Here is a 14,532-nt window from a genome sequence, read left to right on the forward strand (position 1 = left end):
CCGTTGACACGGCACAAGGAGAACATCATGAGCGAGATCAGAGAGCACATGAAGATCGTCGGCAAGGACGGCGCACATGTCGGCACCGTCGACCGCGTCGAGGGCAACCGTATCAAGCTGACGCGGAAGGACAACCCGGGAGGTCACAAGGACCATCATCATTACATCGACACGAAATATGTCGGTGCCGTCGAAGCCGATGTCGTCAAGCTTTCGGTCAATGCCGAGGCGGTGCCGAAGTCGGAAGCTGCCTGACACAGTGCAGCCCGTCGGGGACTTTTTGTTTGTTCACGGTCCTGCTCCGCTTCGTTCCCCGAAACGAATCGCGATCGGAAAATCGTCGTCCGAACGAGTCTTAACGGAGCGTTTCGGCGGCTCGCGTCAGGCGTCGAGTGTCACGAGCATAGGCGCCGATGGCGGCGTTCTCGCGCGAAAAAATTGAAGGGGGCGCGGAACGAACTTGCGATCGGCGTGTTCGAAATCCAGTGGTGCCGATTTGCCAGCCCCGATCGGCTCTCGAGAACCCCGTGCCCGAGCACGGGGTTTTTCTGTGAATACCAGTTCTCTCGTAACAGAGAGAGCTCAGTCCGTCCGCTCTTCGCGCCGGTCGCGGGCGAGTTGATGCCAGGCCAGGGCCAGCTCGATGAGACGTTGCCGGTCAGGACCTTCGGCCGCCACGGCGCGCTTCATCGCCGTCTCGGCTTCATGCTGTGGATCGTACTTGGTACACATGAAGCCAATTCTAGCCGGACGATCTGGACAAGCGCGTGGCAATTTCGTCCGTATGATTGCGGGGTAATGCCGTCCTCGCGGATTTGCGACGCAATCCAATTCACGCATCTGTCGAACGACCCGCCCCGATTGGGGGCTTGATGCGTACCGATCTGTGAAGTGCGTCACAGCCGGCGCACGGCGCCTCCGCTAAACAGTCCTCAGCGCTCCCAGAGAGCGAGAAGGCTTGGGAGATATTCCCGTCATGACGCAAGAAGCCGCAGCCGAAATTCCCGTCCCGACGCGAGGCGAAAGATCCGACCCGCTCGGCATCGCTTATCTTGCGACCATCGGCATCGTGATGCTGGCCTGGATCGCAGGCCTGGTGTGGGCCGCGATCGCGTTCTTCAGCTGGCTAGTGTCCTGACGCGCGGAGCGATCCCCTTGAATCAATTCCCGGCCAGCTGAGGGCCAGCGCCAAAACGAAAAGAGGCGGCTTTTCGCCGCCTCTTCGCTTCAGCCCTCGCCTGGCGTGCTCAGTAACAAGCCCGTGGATCAGCCTGCACGTACTGGCCGCTCGGATAGCGGTAGTAGCAGTTGCCTTGGGCCAGATAGTAGCCCGGGCGCGAAGCAGCCGTCGCGCCGGCGATCGCGCCGGTGGCACCGCCGATCACAGCGCCTGCGGCCGCACCCGAGGCGTTGCCCGAGATCAGGCCGCCCAGCACGCCGCCGACGATAGCGCCGCCAAGCGCGCTCGCGCCGGGATCGGCCGGTGGCGGCGGCGGCGGCGGTTCGTAGGCGACGGGCGGAGCATAGGCCACGGGGACGTCGTCGTAATAATCCTCCGAGATATAGGCCGGAGGCCCGTCCATCCGCTGCGGATAATAATACCGCGCGCCGCCCACATCCCACCACCAGCCAGAGCGGCCGTTGTGGACTTCGTGGCGCCAGCGTCCGCCATCCCAGGCGAGATGGCCGCGATAGGTGTGTCCGCCCCAGTCGCGCGCCGGTGCGGGACCCCTGGCGTAATTGCGTCCGGGCGGCGGACCGCCGGCATTGCGAGGGCCAGGACCTGGACTCGCGAGAGCAGGATTTGGACCCGGACCAGCATGACCAAGACCGCCGGCGTAGGGCTGGACGCCGGCCTGTGGCGCCGGCCGGGCAGCCTGCTGCGGCGGCGGCTCCTTTCGCATGTTCTGCGGCGGCGCGCCGGCGCCTGGCCCGGCCGATGGCTGGGCGGCGTCTCTCGGCGGTCTGGCGTCCTGAGCCTGCGCCGGGACGGCGAGCAATGACATCGCCGAAACCAAGGGAATGATGATCTTGATGCGACTGGACACACTCATGCGTGCTTGCCCCCTACTCTTTCGATTGCCGTCAACCGCCGTGATGCCTGGCGCGATAGACGATTCGGCTCGCGCTGAGCTGATGCCGGCTGACATGACTGACCTGCTTTGGTCGGCTAAGTCCCGTTACAAATGATTAAGATCACGACATTTTTCGTCCGCGCGGGTCGCTCTGGCATGCCTCTAGTGGGCCGGCTCGATCACATTGCAGTTGCTTCGCCCGGACATCAGGCAGTCCTGCATCTTGCTCGCGGAGGTGAGATCGCGGGCGAGCCACCAGCCGACGCCGAGGATCAGGATCGCGATGATCAAGCCAGCGATGGCGCCGCGGCGGTTGTCACCGGATTGAGGTTTTGGAGTGGATTTCGGCTTCGCGCCCGGTTCGGGCTTAGCTTCGGAGTTGGCTTCGGAACTGGCTTCGGGCTTGGACATGGCTGACCGATCACGGGGGCGAGCGGGCTTTATCACCTCTGCGGCGTGGCGTCACATCCCGTCCAGCTTCTCCCGGTTAGCCTCGGGTCGGCCGGATCGCTTCCTTGCGGGAGGTTTCGGCCGCCGGGATCGCCTGCTGGACGCGCGGAGCGCAGGTCGTAAGCACAAACGCGGTCTGGGTGCATTCCCAATCCGTGCCCAGGACGGCACTTTCGATTGGTTGCGGACGGGCGAGCAGCAGCGCGGCAGTGGCCAAGGCTGCCACCACAACGGCGATTGCGAGCGCCTTCAGGCTCAGTCGTGAGATCGTCATACCCGTGCTCCGCGTCTCATACCCGGGCGGACGCTAGGCACCGCCCTGGTGCCCCCTTATGAGGGACATCACAATTCGGCAGTTTTTCGGGGCTACGAGAGATCGTCGGGGGCGGCGATTTTCGTCTACCTGATCGGCTGCGATTATAGGTGGCATCACGGCGCGCGCCGATGTACACGCATCTGCGTCGCGCGGCGCCCGCTATGCCCAGCCGACGTACCAACAGGCAGTGATGTAGGATCGAAAGCGAGGATGACAAGGTTCGCCGATGAGTGGATTTAGGGAACCAGGCTTCTCCGACCGGCAAAAGGCGGCACAGGAAGCACGCAAGAACCTTTTGAACAAATTCAAGTCGCAGCCGGGGCCGGATGATCCCGCGGTTGTGGCGAAGCGTGCGGAGCGCGAGGCCCTTGCGGCCAAGCGCGCCGAGGCAAAGGCTGCGCGCGACACGGAAAAGGCCGAGCAGAAGCGCCTTCAAGAAGAAGCTGCCGCGCTCGAGGCCGCGCGGATCGCCCGCGAGGCCGAAGAAGCCGTCGCGAAGGCGGCCGAAGCCGAGGCCGAGCAAAAAGCCAAGCGGGACGCCCGCTACGCCGCCCGCAAGGCGAAGCGCAAGTAACGTTTGCAAGTCTAACGCGCGCAAGTCACGTTCAATTGAATTTGGACTGAAACAAATGCTCCGGGGGCGGTCTACGTGACCGCCCCCGGATTTTTGGCGCGCGTCAGCCTGTCGCAAGCGCCTCTCGACGTTGGAAGATCAGTGCTTCTTCATCATCCCGTCGTCTTTCTTCATCCCGTCCTTCGACATCGTGTCCTTCTTCATGCCGTCGTCCTTGGACATGGTGTCCTTCTTCATGCCGTCCTTGGACATCGTGTCCTTTTTCATCATGCCGTCATCCTTGCCCATCTTGTCCTGGGCAAAGGCGGCCGGCGACAGCGCGAGGCCGAGCGAGAGAACGGCCGCCGAAACGCCGAGCGCGATGCGGGTACGAATGGTCATGACTGGTCTTCCCTTCGAGATGGATGTTGGTCAGCGACGGACGCCGCTATCTGATCTCGACGGATTGCCACGGGGCGTTGTTACGCGGCCGCTGATAAATTTCCGCGAGCCCGCCGCCATCCTTGGTTCTGCGGATGTAGGAGATCAGGAGTGTGCAATGCAGCATCACCGACGCTTGCCGCGGCATTCGGTCTCGAACTATCAGACTAGAGAACATTGTCTGAAAGACCGGCTAGGATGGGCCTCAGCGCGGTCTCCAAGACCGGCCCAAAATCACGGCAAAGCAAACAAGAACCTTCCAAGAACCGTCCAAGGGAATCACGCCATGTTCACGCGCCGCCACCTGATCGCGACCGCCGTCGCCGCACCCGCCATTCTCCGTTTCAGCACCGGCACCGCGCATGCCGCGACCACGCTGAAGATCTCGCATCAATTCCCGGGCGGCACCGTCGACAAGGGCGATTTCCGCGACCGGCTCTGTCGCGTGTTCGCCGCCGAAGTCAGCAAGCGCAGCAACGGCGACATCGCCGCCGAGATCTATCCGAACTCCTCGCTGATCAAGACCAACGCGCAGTTCTCCGCGATGCGCAAGGGCGCGCTCGACATCAGCCTCTATCCGATGCCCTATGCCGGCGGCGAATTGCCGGAAACCAATATCGGCCTGATGCCGGGCCTCGTCACCACCTACGACCAGGGCATGCGCTGGAAGAAGGAGCCGGTCGGCAAGGCCTTGACCGACTTCCTCGCCGACAAGGGCATCATCCTGCTCAGCTGGGTGTGGCAGGCCGGCGGCGTCGCCAGCCGCTCCAAGCCGATCGTGGCCCCCGAAGATGCCAAGGGTCTCAAGGTGCGCGGCGGCTCGCGCGAGATGGACATGGTGCTGCAGACTGCCGGCGCATCCGTGCTGTCGGTGCCCTCGAACGAAATCTACGCAGCGATGCAGACGGGGGCGTGTGATGCCGGCATCACCTCCTCGACCAGCCTGATCTCGTTCCGGCTTGAGGAGGTCGCGAAATCGCTGACCTCGGGCGCAGGCGCGTCCTATTGGTTCATGCTCGAGCCGCTGATGATGTCGAAGGCGATCTTCGACAAGCTGCCGAAGAACCAGCAGGACGTCCTGCTCGCGGTCGGCACCGAGCTCGAAGCCTTCGGCCGCAAGGGCGCGCAGGACGACGACGTCGAGGTCGCCAAGGTCTACGAGAAGGCCGGCGCCAAGGTCTCGGCGCTTGATGCCGCGACCGTCGGCAAGTGGCGTGACATCGCCCGCGACACCGCATGGAAGGACTACGGCGCCAAGACCGCGACATCTGCCAACCTGCTCAAGCTCGCGACCGACGTCGCCGCATGAGCCACGGTCCGCTTCCGGATCGTGACAGCCAGGTAAACGCTGCCGCAAGGACCGGCCTTGCGGCAGCGATCGATCGCGGTCTCGCCATCCTCAACAACATCATCGTCGTGTTCGCCGCGATTGCGCTGATCGCCGCCTGCGCCATCCTGAGCTACAGCGTGCTCAGCCGCGCCTTGTTCAAGGCTGCCAATTACTGGCAGGACGAGGCCGCGGTGTTCCTGCTGGTCGGAGCGACCTTCATGACGGCCGCCTACGTGCAGCAGAACCGCGGTCACATCGGCATCGAGGCCTTCGTCGGCCTGCTCTCACCACTGGCGAACCGGATCAGGCTCTGGCTGGTCGATGCCGTGACGCTTCTGTTCTGCGCTTTCTTCGCCTGGAAGTCCTGGACACTGGCGCATGAAGCCTATGTCGATGGCCAGGTCTCGAACTCGATGTGGTCGCCGCCGCTGGCCATCCCCTATTCGCTAATGGCGTTCGGCATGAGTCTGCTCTGCGTCCAGATCCTCGTGCAGCTTGCGCTGCCTTTCGCTGGAGCCAGGCGTTCATGAGCGTTTTCGGTATCGGCCTCGCCTACGGGATCGCGACGCTCGTCGTGATGTTTTCGGGCATGCCGATCGCGTTCGCGCTCGGCGCGGTCGCAGTCGTGTTCATGGGCATCTACATGCCCGCCGCCTCTCTCGACACGGTGACGCAGAATGTCTACGAGGAAATGGCCTCGATCACGCTGCTGTCGATCCCGCTCTTCATCCTGAAGGGCGCCGCGATCGGCAAGTCGCGCGCCGGCCAGGATCTCTACTCGGCCCTGCACGCCTGGCTGCACCGCGTCCCCGGCGGGCTCGGCGTCGCCAATGTGTTCGCCTGCGCGCTGTTTGCGGCGATGGCGGGCTCCTCGCCCGCGACCTGCTCGGCAATCGGCTCGGCCGGCATCCCCGAGATGCGCAAGCGCGGCTATTCCGGCGGCTTTGCCGCGGGGATCATCGCCGCCGGCGGCACGCTCGGCATTCTGTTGCCGCCGTCGATCACCATGATCCTGTTTGCGGTCGCCGCCGAAAAATCGCTAGGACGGCTGTTCCTCGCCGGTATCGGGCCCGGCCTGCTGCTGGTCTCGCTGTTCGGCGTTTACGCCGTGATTCGCTTCCGCCAGGAATACGCCGCGGCCGAAGCGATCTACAAGAACGGCGGCCCGGAAGCTGCGATCCTCGCCCGCGACGAGTACACGCTCGCGGAACGCTTCAGCGTACTGCCGCGCGTGATCCCGTTCGTGCTGCTGCTCACCGGCGTCATGATCGCCCTCTATGGCGGTTACGCCACGCCATCAGAGACTGCCGGCCTCGGCGGCCTCTTGGCGCTGGCATTGATCGCGGCGATCTACAGCGTGTGGCGGCCGAGCGACCTTGCCCCGATCCTGAAATCGACGATCCGGGAATCGACCATGCTGATGATGATCATCGGCATGTCGCTGCTCTATTCCTACGTGATGAGCTATCTGCACATCTCGCAATCGGCCGCCGAATCCGTCGTCGCGATGCATTTGCCCCGCTGGGGCCTCTTGTTCGCGATCCTCGTCATGGTCGTCGTGCTCGGTTTCTTCCTGCCGCCGGTCTCGATTATTCTCATGACCGCGCCAATCATCCTGCCGCCGCTCCGCGCCGCCAATTTCGACATCATCTGGTTCGGCGTCGTCATGACCATCGTGATGGAGATGGGACTGATCCATCCACCCGTCGGCCTCAACATCTTCGTCATCCGCAACGTCGCGCCGGATATTCCCCTGCGCGAGGTGATCTGGGGCACGCTGCCGTTCGTGCTTTTGATGATGCTCGCGGTGCTGCTGCTCTGCTTCGTGCCGGGCATCTCGACCGCACTGCCGGACCTGGTGATGGGGCCGGACGGGAGCAGGTAGCTGCGTCCACCATCATTGCTTCGCTGCGCTCGCAATAACGGAGAACTAGGAGCTGGCGCGCTTCCTCTTCGCGTTCAGTGCGGAGGCCACGCGGCTCACCGGCGGCTTGCCCAGCACGCCGCTCATCTCGTTGGTTGCCGCCAGCAACCGGTCCATATCGACACCCGTCCTAATCCCCATGCCACCGAGCATATAGACGACGTCCTCGGTCGCGACGTTGCCGGTCGCGCCCGGCGCGTAGGGGCAGCCGCCGAGGCCGCCGGCGGCGGCGTCGATGACGCGGACGCCTTCCTCCAGCCCCGCATAGAGATTGGCGAGCGCCTGGCCGTAGGTGTCGTGAAAATGCATCGCGAGATTGGCGGGAGGGATGTTGGCGCTGACCGCCCGCAGCATCTCTTTGGCTTTGGCAGGCGTACCGACACCGATCGTGTCGCCGAGCGAGATCTCGTAGCAGCCGAGCTCCCACAGCGTGGTGGCGAGATCGGCGACCGCTTTCGGCTGGATCTCACCGTCGAACGGACAGCCCAGCACGCAGGAGATATAGCCGCGGACCTTGACACCATCGTCCCTGGCGCGCGCCAGCACCGGCTTAAACCGTTCGATGGACTCCGCGACCGTGCAATTGATGTTGGCCCGCGAAAAGCCCTCGGAGGCCGCGGCGAACACCGAGACGATCTTTGCGCCGGCCGCGCACGCGGCGTCATAGCCCTTCTCGTTCGGCACTAGCACGTGGAATTCGGCACTGGTCAAATGGCTAACGCCGCGCAGCACGGCGTCCGAGCTCGCCATCTGCGGGATCGCCTTGGGCGAGACGAAGGCGCCGACCTCGACTGTATTGAGGCCGGCCGCGACCAGCGCCTCGATGAAGGCGATCCGGGCCTCGACACTGACCGCCGTTTTCTCGTTCTGGAGGCCGTCACGCGGCCCCATTTCGATGATGCGGACCTTATCGCTCATCTCATTCTCCGGAAGGCTCGACCACGGCGAGCTCGACGCCCTCCTGGACGATGTCGCCGACCTTGCATTTGATGGATTTCAGCACGCCGGCATAGGGCGCACGCAGCGTCTGCTCCATCTTCATCACTTCCAGGGTGAGGATCGGCGCGCCCTTCTCGAGCTTGGCGCCCTCCTCCGCCAGCACGGCGACGACGGTGCCCGGCAAGGGCGCTGCGATCTTGTCCGCGCCGGCCTGCTCCTCCATCTCGCCGCCGAACGGATCGACCCAATGCAGGTCGAATCGCCCGTTGCGCGTGCGCAAATACAGCTCATGGCCGTCGATCACGGCCGCGACGAACGATTTGACGCCGTCAAGCGTCACGTCGAAGCCGCCGTCCCGGGGCGCGATCGCAAATGCCAGCTCGCGTTCGCCGATCACCAGCGTCGCTGGTCCGCTGCCATAGTTCAGCGTGATCTTCTGCTCGGACCCATGACCAACACCATGACCCGCGCGAAACGCAAAATTGCGCTGGCGGCGGCCGACCGGCATCCAGCCAAAGGTCTGCCAGGGCGAATTCGCGTCCGCCTGTGCAGCCTGCCGCTCGTGGTTGATCACAGCGGCCACCGCGGCGCAGAGCTCGAGCTCGCCCGGCGCCGCCGGGGCCTGCGTCAGAACCGTCAGTTCGCGCTCGATGAAGCCGGTGTCGATCGCGTTCGCCCTCACCTTCGGATGCGTCATCAGCGCCGACAGGAACGGGATGTTGGTCACGATGCCGCGGACGTCGGACTCTTCCAGCCCGCGGTTCAGCCGCTCGATCGCGACATCCCGCGTCGGCGCCCAGGCGATCATTTTTGCCAGCATCGCATCGTAGTACGGCGAAACCGTATCGCCTTCCCGATAGCCGGAGTCGATGCGCAGCCCCCCCGCTTCAGCGGGCAGACGCCAGGTTGATATCTTGCCCACCGACGGCATGAAGTTCTTGGTCGGGTTCTCCGCGTAGACCCGCGCCTCCACGGCGTGGCCGTGAAGCTTGATCTCGTCTTGCTTCAGCGGCAACGCCTCGCCGAAAGCGACGCGCAACTGCCACTCGACCAAGTCGATCCCCGTGATCAGCTCGGTCACGGGATGCTCGACCTGGAGACGAGTGTTCATCTCGATGAAGAACACGTCCTTGCCGTCGGACACGAACTCGATGGTGCCGGCGCCGACATAGTTGACGGCGCCCGCGGCCTTTCGCGCGGCGGCACAGACCGTCTCGCGCTGGGCGGGATTGAGCGTCGGCGACGGCGCCTCCTCGATCACCTTCTGGTGGCGGCGCTGCAGGGTGCATTCGCGTTCGAACAGCGAGAGCAGATTGCCGTGGCTGTCGCCGATCACCTGCACCTCGATATGCCTCGGGTTATCGACATATTTTTCGATCAGCATGCGGTCGTCGCCGAACGCGGCCTTGGCCTCGCGCTTCGCGCTGACGATCGCAGGCGCAAGTTCATCCGCGGAGCGAACGATGCGCATACCACGGCCGCCGCCGCCAGCGGACGCCTTCACCAGAATCGGGAAACCGACCTTCTCGGCCGCCTTCGCCAACGTCGCATCGTCCTGCGCCTCGCCGTGATAGCCTGGCACCAGCGGGACGCCGGCCTTCTCCATAAGCGCCTTGGAGCCGGACTTCGAGCCCATGGCAGTCATCATTGGCGCTGTCGGGCCGACGAAGACCAGTCCGGCGTCGAAACACGCCTGGGCGAATTCGGCATTCTCCGACAGGAAGCCATAGCCGGGATGGATCGCCTCCGCGCCGGTCTTGCGCGCGGCCTCGATCAGCCGCTCGACATTAAGATAGCTGTCGCGGGCACGTGCGGGCCCGAGCAGCACGGCCTCGTCGGCGAGCGCGACATGCATCGCGTCGCGGTCCGCCTCGGAATAGACCGCGACCGTGCGCAGGCCCATGGCGCGCGCGGTGCGGATCACGCGGCAGGCGATCTCGCCGCGGTTGGCGATCAGGAGGGTGCGAAAACGGCGGTAGAGCTTTGAGCGGTCCATCGCATCACATCCTGAACAGGCCGAATTTCGTCGGTTCGATCGGCGCATTCGACGCCGCCGAGAGGCCGAGACCGAGCACCAGCCTTGTGTCGGCCGGGTCGATCACGCCGTCGTCCCACAGCCGCGCGGTCGCGTAATACGGGTGCCCCTGGCTCTCATATTGCGCGCGGATCGGTTCGCGGAATTTATCTTCGTCTTCTTTCGACCAGCTGTCGCCCTTGGCCTCGATATTGTCGCGGCGGACCTGGCTCAGCACCATCGAGGCCTGCTCGCCGCCCATCACCGAGATGCGCGCGTTAGGCCACATCCACAGGAAGCGCGGGGAGTAGGCGCGGCCGCACATGCCGTAATTGCCGGCGCCGTAGGACCCGCCGATCACCACGGTGAATTTCGGCACCGACGCGGTCGCGACCGCCGTCACCAGCTTGGCGCCGTCACGCGCAATGCCGCCGGCTTCGTATTTCTTGCCGACCATGAAGCCGGTGATGTTCTGCAGGAACACCAGCGGAATGCCGCGCTGGCAGCACAGCTCGATGAAATGCGCCCCCTTCAGCGAGCTCTCGCTGAACAGGATGCCGTTGTTGGCAATGATGCCGACCGGAAAACCCCAGATGTGGGCGAAGCCGCACACCAGCGTCGTGCCGTAGAGCTTCTTGAACTCGTCGAACTCGGAACCATCGACGACGCGCGCAATGATGTCGCGCACGTCGAACGGCTTGCGCCCGTCGACGGGCACCACGCCGTAGATCTCCTCCGCCGCGAACAAGGGATCACGCGGCGGATGCATGTTGAGGTTTGGTCGTACCGACGGCTTCAGCGTGCCGACGATGCGGCGGGCGATGCCGATCGCGTGTGCGTCGTTCTGGGCATAATGATCGGTCACACCCGATTGCCGCGAATGCACGTCGGCGCCACCAAGCTCCTCCGCGGTCACCACTTCGCCTGTCGCGGCCTTCACCAGCGGCGGCCCGCCGAGGAAGATCGTGCCCTGGTTGCGCACGATGATGCTCTCGTCCGACATCGCGGGGACATAGGCGCCGCCGGCTGTGCAGGAACCCATCACGATGGCAATCTGCGGGATTCCTTGCGAGGACATCTGCGCCTGGTTGTAGAAGATGCGGCCGAAATGCCGCTCGTCGGGAAATATCTCGTCCTGCAGCGGCAGGAAGGCGCCGCCGGAATCGACCATATAGACGCAGGGAAGATTGTTCTGCCGCGCCACGTCCTGCGCGCGCAGATGCTTCTTCACGGTCATGGGATAATAGGTGCCGCCTTTGATGGTGGCGTCGTTGGCGACGATCACGCATTCGCGGCCCGCGATGCGCCCGACCCCGGTGACGACGCTCGCCGAATGCACGTCGCCGCCGTAAAGGCCATAGGCCGCGAGCGGCGACAGCTCCATGAACGCGGTGCCGGGATCGACCAGCAGGTCGACGCGCTCGCGCGCCAGCATCTTGCCACGCGAGGTGTGGCGGTTGCGCGAGACCTCGCCGCCGCCGCCCGCAACCTGGCTCAGCTTTTCGCGCAGATCCGCGACGAGGGTGCGCATGGCCTCGGAATTGCGCGCAAAGTCCGAAGAAGACGTATCGATGCTGGAATGGAGCGGCATGTTGGTTCCAATTGCGTGAAGGTTTTAAGCCGTCTCAGCCATCAATTCGCGACCGATCAGCATGCGCCGGACCTCCGAGGTGCCGGCGCCGATCTCGTAGAGCTTTGCATCGCGCCACAGGCGTCCGACCGGAAATTCGGAGGTGTAGCCGACCCCGCCAAGCGCCTGGATCGCCTCACCCGCCATCCACGTCGCTTTCTCGGCGGAATAGAGGATCGCAGCGGCGGCGTCCTTGCGCAAGCTGCGCGCGTGATCGGCGCGGTCGCAGGCACGCCCCACCGCATAGACATAGGCGCGCGTGGCCTGCCAGGTCGCGTACATGTCGGCGAGCTTGCCCTGCATGAGCTGGAAGTCGCCGATCGGCTGCCCGAACTGCTTGCGCTCGTGCATATAGGGCACCACCGCGTCCATGCAGGCCGCCATGATCCCGAGTGGTCCACCCGAGAGGACCGTACGCTCATAGTCGAGGCCGGACATCAGCACCTTGACGCCCTCGCCGACCTTGCCAAGCACGTTCTCCTCCGGCACCTCGCATTCGTCGAAGAACAGCGGATACGTGTTGGAGCCGCGCATGCCGAGCTTGTCGAGATGCTGGCCGTGGCTGAAGCCCTTCGTCCCCTTCTCGACCAGGAAGGCGGTCATGCCGCGCGGGCCCGCTTCCGGATCGGTCTTGGCATAGACCACCAGCACGTCGGCATCGCCGCCATTGGTGATCCACATCTTCGAGCCGTTGAGCACGTAGCGGTCGCCGCGTTTGTCGGCGCGCAGTTTCATCGAGACGACGTCTGAGCCGGCGCCGGGCTCGGACATCGCGAGCGCGCCGACATACTCGCCGGAGATCAACTTTGGCAGATAGCGCTCGCGCTGCGCATCATTGCCGTTGCGGCGGATCTGGTTGACGCAGAGATTTGAGTGGGCGCCATAGGAGAGGCCGACCGCGGCCGAGCCGCGCGAAATCTCCTCCATCGCGACGATATGGGCGAGATAGCCCATGTTGGAGCCGCCATATTGCTCCGGCGCGGTCATGCCGAGCAGGCCGAGGTCGCCAAGGCGCTTCCAGAGGTCCGCCGGGAATAGATTGGCCTTCTCGATATCGGCGGCACGCGGGGCGATCTCCGCCTCCACGAAGGCGCGCAGCGTGTCGCGCAGCATGCTGATGTCTTCGCCCAGATCGAAATCGATGCTCGGGATATTCAAGGCGATTCCTCCCTATTTTGGGGACCGAACCTAGCGGCATCGGGGCCCTTCTGCGGTCGAAAAGGTTGCATTTTCCGCCAAACTTGGCGAGGATTTTCCCAGAGGATTTTCCGATGCCTTTTCAAGTCGCAACCGCGATCCCGCGCCGTGCCGTGACCCCTGCCGCCTTCGTCCGCGGCGTCGTTGCCGCTTACGAACGCTACGGCCGCGATCCGACCGAGGCGCTGAGCCGGGGTCAGGTAACGCCGGACCTTGTCAATTCTCCGGATGGGCGGGTCACGGCCGGCCAGTTCGAGGCGCTGGCGGGCCATGCCATGCGCGAACTCGATGACGAGGCGCTCGGCTGGTTCTCGCGGCGGCTGCCCTTTGGCACCTACGGCATGCTGTGCCGCGCCTCGATCACCGCCCCGACGCTGGAGGTCGCGCTCAAGCGCTGGTGCCGGCACCATCGTCTGCTCACCGAGGACGTGCTGCTCGATCTCGCCGTCGGCGAGGAGACCGCGGTCGTGTCCATCCGCGAACTGGCCGACCTCGGACCTCTACGCGAATTCTGCCTGGTCACCCTGCTCCGCTATGTTCTCGGCTTCTCCTGCTGGGCCGTGGATTCGCAAATCGCGCTCCGCGCCGCGGAATTTCCGTACCCCGAGCCCGGCCACGTCTCGGTCTATCCGACCATCTTTTGCCGAAACATCCGCTTCGGTGCGGACCGCGCTTCCATCACCTTCGACAAGCATTACCTGTCGCTGCCGCTCACCCGGAGCGCGGCGGACCTCGACAACATGCTCAAGGGCGCGCTGCGGCTGACCGTACTGCCCTATCGGCGCGACCGGCTGCTGGTCGAGCGCGTTCGCCGCGTACTCCGCAATGCGCGCGGACGCAGTCTCGGCGCCGAGGATGTCGCAAGCGAGCTGGCACTCTCCACCCGCACCATGCATCGGCGCCTGCGCGATGAAGCGACCTCACTGCGGGATCTCAAGGAAGAGGCAAAATTCGAGCTCGCCAAGCAGGAGTTGATGCGCGGGCGCAGCCCGATCAAGCGGATCGCGGAGATCGCCGGCTTCCGCAACGAGAAGAGCTTTTCTCGCGCCTTCCGCACCTGGGCCGGCGCCTCCCCGCGCGAGTTTCGCGGCAGGTATCGCTGAAGCGCGGGTTGTCATGCTGTTGCGGCCTCCGAGATCCAACTTGGAGGCCGCAACATTTCCAAACGGTCTCGCTCAGTTCGAGTTGGTCTGCCCGCCCGGGCGCAGCTTGGTGCGCGAGTGCGTCTGCTTCGGCTGGAAGGCCAGCGCGTCGGCCGACGTCTTCGCGCCGCCGCTCTGTGAGCACGAGCCGCCGATGCCGCCGGCCGCGGCCCGGCAGGCCTCCATCGTCGGATAGCCGCAGCCATGCGCGGCCTGGGCACCATTGGTGATGCAGTAGTCTTCTGCCTGGGCAGCCGGCGCGGTCATCATGAGAAACGCAGATGCAAACAGCGTCGCAGCGGATGCGACGAACGTCTTCGAGATCGAGGTCATGTTGTCTTTTCCTGCTTCAGGGTCCCACAAAAGAGGCCTCGGCATGCGACGCAGGCTGAGGTTCACACCTCGCATGTAGGCCAGCACCAGGAACCGGCAATCACGCTTCGGCGCATTGCAGAACTTCGCAAATCACATGTCACAGTTAGGTGAGTTACTTATGTTTATATCCGCCTTATCCGAACCTG

The 14,532-nt window shown here is 64.5% G+C and carries 16 protein-coding genes; 7 read left to right on the forward strand and 9 right to left on the reverse strand.

Features of this window, described 5'->3' with window-relative positions; translation table 11 throughout:
- Positions 1-27 precede the first annotated feature (27 nt).
- Positions 28-255 carry a DUF2171 domain-containing protein gene (locus RX329_RS23425; RefSeq protein ID WP_085385253.1) on the forward strand — a complete coding sequence of 76 codons (228 nt, stop codon included), beginning with the start codon at positions 28-30 and terminating at the stop codon, positions 253-255.
- A gap of 721 nt (positions 256-976) precedes the next feature.
- Positions 977-1,138, forward strand: coding sequence for a hypothetical protein (locus tag RX329_RS23430; RefSeq protein ID WP_085349841.1), 162 nt, complete (start codon positions 977-979; stop codon positions 1,136-1,138).
- 109 nt (positions 1,139-1,247) lie between these two features.
- Here RX329_RS23430 and RX329_RS23435 read toward each other — a convergent pair whose 3' ends face one another.
- From RX329_RS23435 to RX329_RS23445, 3 genes are all read right to left on the reverse strand, one after another.
- Positions 1,248-2,054 carry a hypothetical protein gene (locus tag RX329_RS23435; protein ID WP_317244334.1) on the reverse strand — a complete coding sequence of 269 codons (807 nt, stop codon included), beginning with the start codon at positions 2,052-2,054 and terminating at the stop codon, positions 1,248-1,250.
- Between the two features lie 183 nt (positions 2,055-2,237).
- Complete coding sequence (locus RX329_RS23440; protein ID WP_085385255.1) at positions 2,238-2,486, reverse strand: hypothetical protein; 249 nt, start codon at positions 2,484-2,486, stop codon at positions 2,238-2,240.
- A gap of 76 nt (positions 2,487-2,562) precedes the next feature.
- A complete protein-coding gene (locus RX329_RS23445; RefSeq protein ID WP_085385256.1) occupies positions 2,563-2,799 on the reverse strand; it encodes a hypothetical protein in 237 nt (78 codons plus the stop codon).
- A 268-nt stretch (positions 2,800-3,067) separates the two neighbouring features.
- Here RX329_RS23445 and RX329_RS23450 point away from each other — a divergent pair, with 268 nt between their 5' ends.
- Positions 3,068-3,415 (forward strand): DUF6481 family protein, encoded by a 348-nt coding sequence (locus RX329_RS23450; RefSeq protein WP_018457771.1) that lies wholly within the window; start codon positions 3,068-3,070, stop codon positions 3,413-3,415.
- Positions 3,416-3,553: 138 nt separating this feature from the next.
- Here RX329_RS23450 and RX329_RS23455 read toward each other — a convergent pair whose 3' ends face one another.
- Positions 3,554-3,796 carry a pentapeptide MXKDX repeat protein gene (locus RX329_RS23455; RefSeq protein WP_007591301.1) on the reverse strand — a complete coding sequence of 81 codons (243 nt, stop codon included), beginning with the start codon at positions 3,794-3,796 and terminating at the stop codon, positions 3,554-3,556.
- A gap of 325 nt (positions 3,797-4,121) precedes the next feature.
- On the opposite strand from RX329_RS23455, the gene dctP reads away from it, so the two are divergent.
- Genes dctP through RX329_RS23470 form a run of 3 tightly spaced genes read left to right on the forward strand, consistent with a single transcriptional unit; the run spans position 4,122 to position 7,050 of the window.
- Positions 4,122-5,144 (forward strand): TRAP transporter substrate-binding protein DctP, encoded by a 1,023-nt coding sequence (gene dctP / locus RX329_RS23460; RefSeq protein WP_085349845.1) that lies wholly within the window; start codon positions 4,122-4,124, stop codon positions 5,142-5,144.
- A complete protein-coding gene (locus RX329_RS23465) occupies positions 5,141-5,695 on the forward strand; it encodes a TRAP transporter small permease (protein WP_085349846.1) in 555 nt (184 codons plus the stop codon). The genes dctP and RX329_RS23465 overlap by 4 nt, the downstream gene beginning before the upstream one ends.
- The gene (locus tag RX329_RS23470; protein ID WP_007591317.1) at positions 5,692-7,050 is read left to right on the forward strand and encodes a TRAP transporter large permease; all 1,359 of its coding nucleotides are present in this window, start codon (positions 5,692-5,694) and stop codon (positions 7,048-7,050) included. Before RX329_RS23465 ends, RX329_RS23470 begins: the two co-directional genes overlap by 4 nt.
- Positions 7,051-7,095: 45 nt before the next feature.
- On the opposite strand, the gene RX329_RS23475 is transcribed toward RX329_RS23470, so the two are convergent.
- Genes RX329_RS23475 through RX329_RS23490 form a run of 4 tightly spaced genes read right to left on the reverse strand, consistent with a single transcriptional unit; the run spans position 7,096 to position 12,830 of the window.
- A complete protein-coding gene (locus RX329_RS23475) occupies positions 7,096-8,007 on the reverse strand; it encodes a hydroxymethylglutaryl-CoA lyase (RefSeq protein ID WP_018457768.1) in 912 nt (303 codons plus the stop codon).
- 1 nt (position 8,008) lies between these two features.
- Complete coding sequence (locus tag RX329_RS23480) at positions 8,009-10,024, reverse strand: acetyl/propionyl/methylcrotonyl-CoA carboxylase subunit alpha (RefSeq protein WP_085385257.1); 2,016 nt, start codon at positions 10,022-10,024, stop codon at positions 8,009-8,011.
- 4 nt (positions 10,025-10,028) lie between these two features.
- Complete coding sequence (locus RX329_RS23485) at positions 10,029-11,633, reverse strand: carboxyl transferase domain-containing protein (protein WP_027517803.1); 1,605 nt, start codon at positions 11,631-11,633, stop codon at positions 10,029-10,031.
- A gap of 24 nt (positions 11,634-11,657) precedes the next feature.
- Positions 11,658-12,830, reverse strand: coding sequence for an isovaleryl-CoA dehydrogenase (locus tag RX329_RS23490; RefSeq protein ID WP_018457765.1), 1,173 nt, complete (start codon positions 12,828-12,830; stop codon positions 11,658-11,660).
- A 113-nt stretch (positions 12,831-12,943) separates the two neighbouring features.
- On the opposite strand from RX329_RS23490, the gene RX329_RS23495 reads away from it, so the two are divergent.
- Positions 12,944-13,972: an AraC family transcriptional regulator gene (locus RX329_RS23495; RefSeq protein ID WP_018457764.1), complete on the forward strand. Its 1,029-nt coding sequence runs from the start codon at positions 12,944-12,946 to the stop codon at positions 13,970-13,972.
- Between the two features lie 72 nt (positions 13,973-14,044).
- Here the strand turns inward: RX329_RS23495 and RX329_RS23500 are convergent, their stop codons facing one another.
- A complete protein-coding gene (locus RX329_RS23500) occupies positions 14,045-14,344 on the reverse strand; it encodes a DUF3551 domain-containing protein (protein WP_018457763.1) in 300 nt (99 codons plus the stop codon).
- Positions 14,345-14,532 lie beyond the last annotated feature (188 nt).

Source organism: Bradyrhizobium sp. BWC-3-1, assembly GCF_032917965.1.
Classification (GTDB): Bacteria; Pseudomonadota; Alphaproteobacteria; order Rhizobiales; family Xanthobacteraceae; genus Bradyrhizobium; species Bradyrhizobium canariense_D.

Excerpts from the sequence above, each read along its gene's own strand:
- RX329_RS23425 (WP_085385253.1), top strand. The coding sequence starts at position 28 with ATGAGCGAGATCAGAGAGCACATGAAGATCGTCGGCAAGGACGGCGCA.
- RX329_RS23430 (WP_085349841.1), top strand. The coding sequence starts at position 977 with ATGACGCAAGAAGCCGCAGCCGAAATTCCCGTCCCGACGCGAGGCGAA.
- RX329_RS23435 (WP_317244334.1), bottom strand. The coding sequence starts at position 2,054 with ATGAGTGTGTCCAGTCGCATCAAGATCATCATTCCCTTGGTTTCGGCG.
- RX329_RS23440 (WP_085385255.1), bottom strand. The coding sequence starts at position 2,486 with ATGTCCAAGCCCGAAGCCAGTTCCGAAGCCAACTCCGAAGCTAAGCCC.
- RX329_RS23445 (WP_085385256.1), bottom strand. The coding sequence starts at position 2,799 with ATGACGATCTCACGACTGAGCCTGAAGGCGCTCGCAATCGCCGTTGTG.
- RX329_RS23450 (WP_018457771.1), top strand. The coding sequence starts at position 3,068 with ATGAGTGGATTTAGGGAACCAGGCTTCTCCGACCGGCAAAAGGCGGCA.
- RX329_RS23455 (WP_007591301.1), bottom strand. The coding sequence starts at position 3,796 with ATGACCATTCGTACCCGCATCGCGCTCGGCGTTTCGGCGGCCGTTCTC.
- dctP (WP_085349845.1), top strand. The coding sequence starts at position 4,122 with ATGTTCACGCGCCGCCACCTGATCGCGACCGCCGTCGCCGCACCCGCC.
- RX329_RS23465 (WP_085349846.1), top strand. The coding sequence starts at position 5,141 with ATGAGCCACGGTCCGCTTCCGGATCGTGACAGCCAGGTAAACGCTGCC.
- RX329_RS23470 (WP_007591317.1), top strand. The coding sequence starts at position 5,692 with ATGAGCGTTTTCGGTATCGGCCTCGCCTACGGGATCGCGACGCTCGTC.
- RX329_RS23475 (WP_018457768.1), bottom strand. The coding sequence starts at position 8,007 with ATGAGCGATAAGGTCCGCATCATCGAAATGGGGCCGCGTGACGGCCTC.
- RX329_RS23480 (WP_085385257.1), bottom strand. The coding sequence starts at position 10,024 with ATGGACCGCTCAAAGCTCTACCGCCGTTTTCGCACCCTCCTGATCGCC.
- RX329_RS23485 (WP_027517803.1), bottom strand. The coding sequence starts at position 11,633 with ATGCCGCTCCATTCCAGCATCGATACGTCTTCTTCGGACTTTGCGCGC.
- RX329_RS23495 (WP_018457764.1), top strand. The coding sequence starts at position 12,944 with ATGCCTTTTCAAGTCGCAACCGCGATCCCGCGCCGTGCCGTGACCCCT.
- RX329_RS23500 (WP_018457763.1), bottom strand. The coding sequence starts at position 14,344 with ATGACCTCGATCTCGAAGACGTTCGTCGCATCCGCTGCGACGCTGTTT.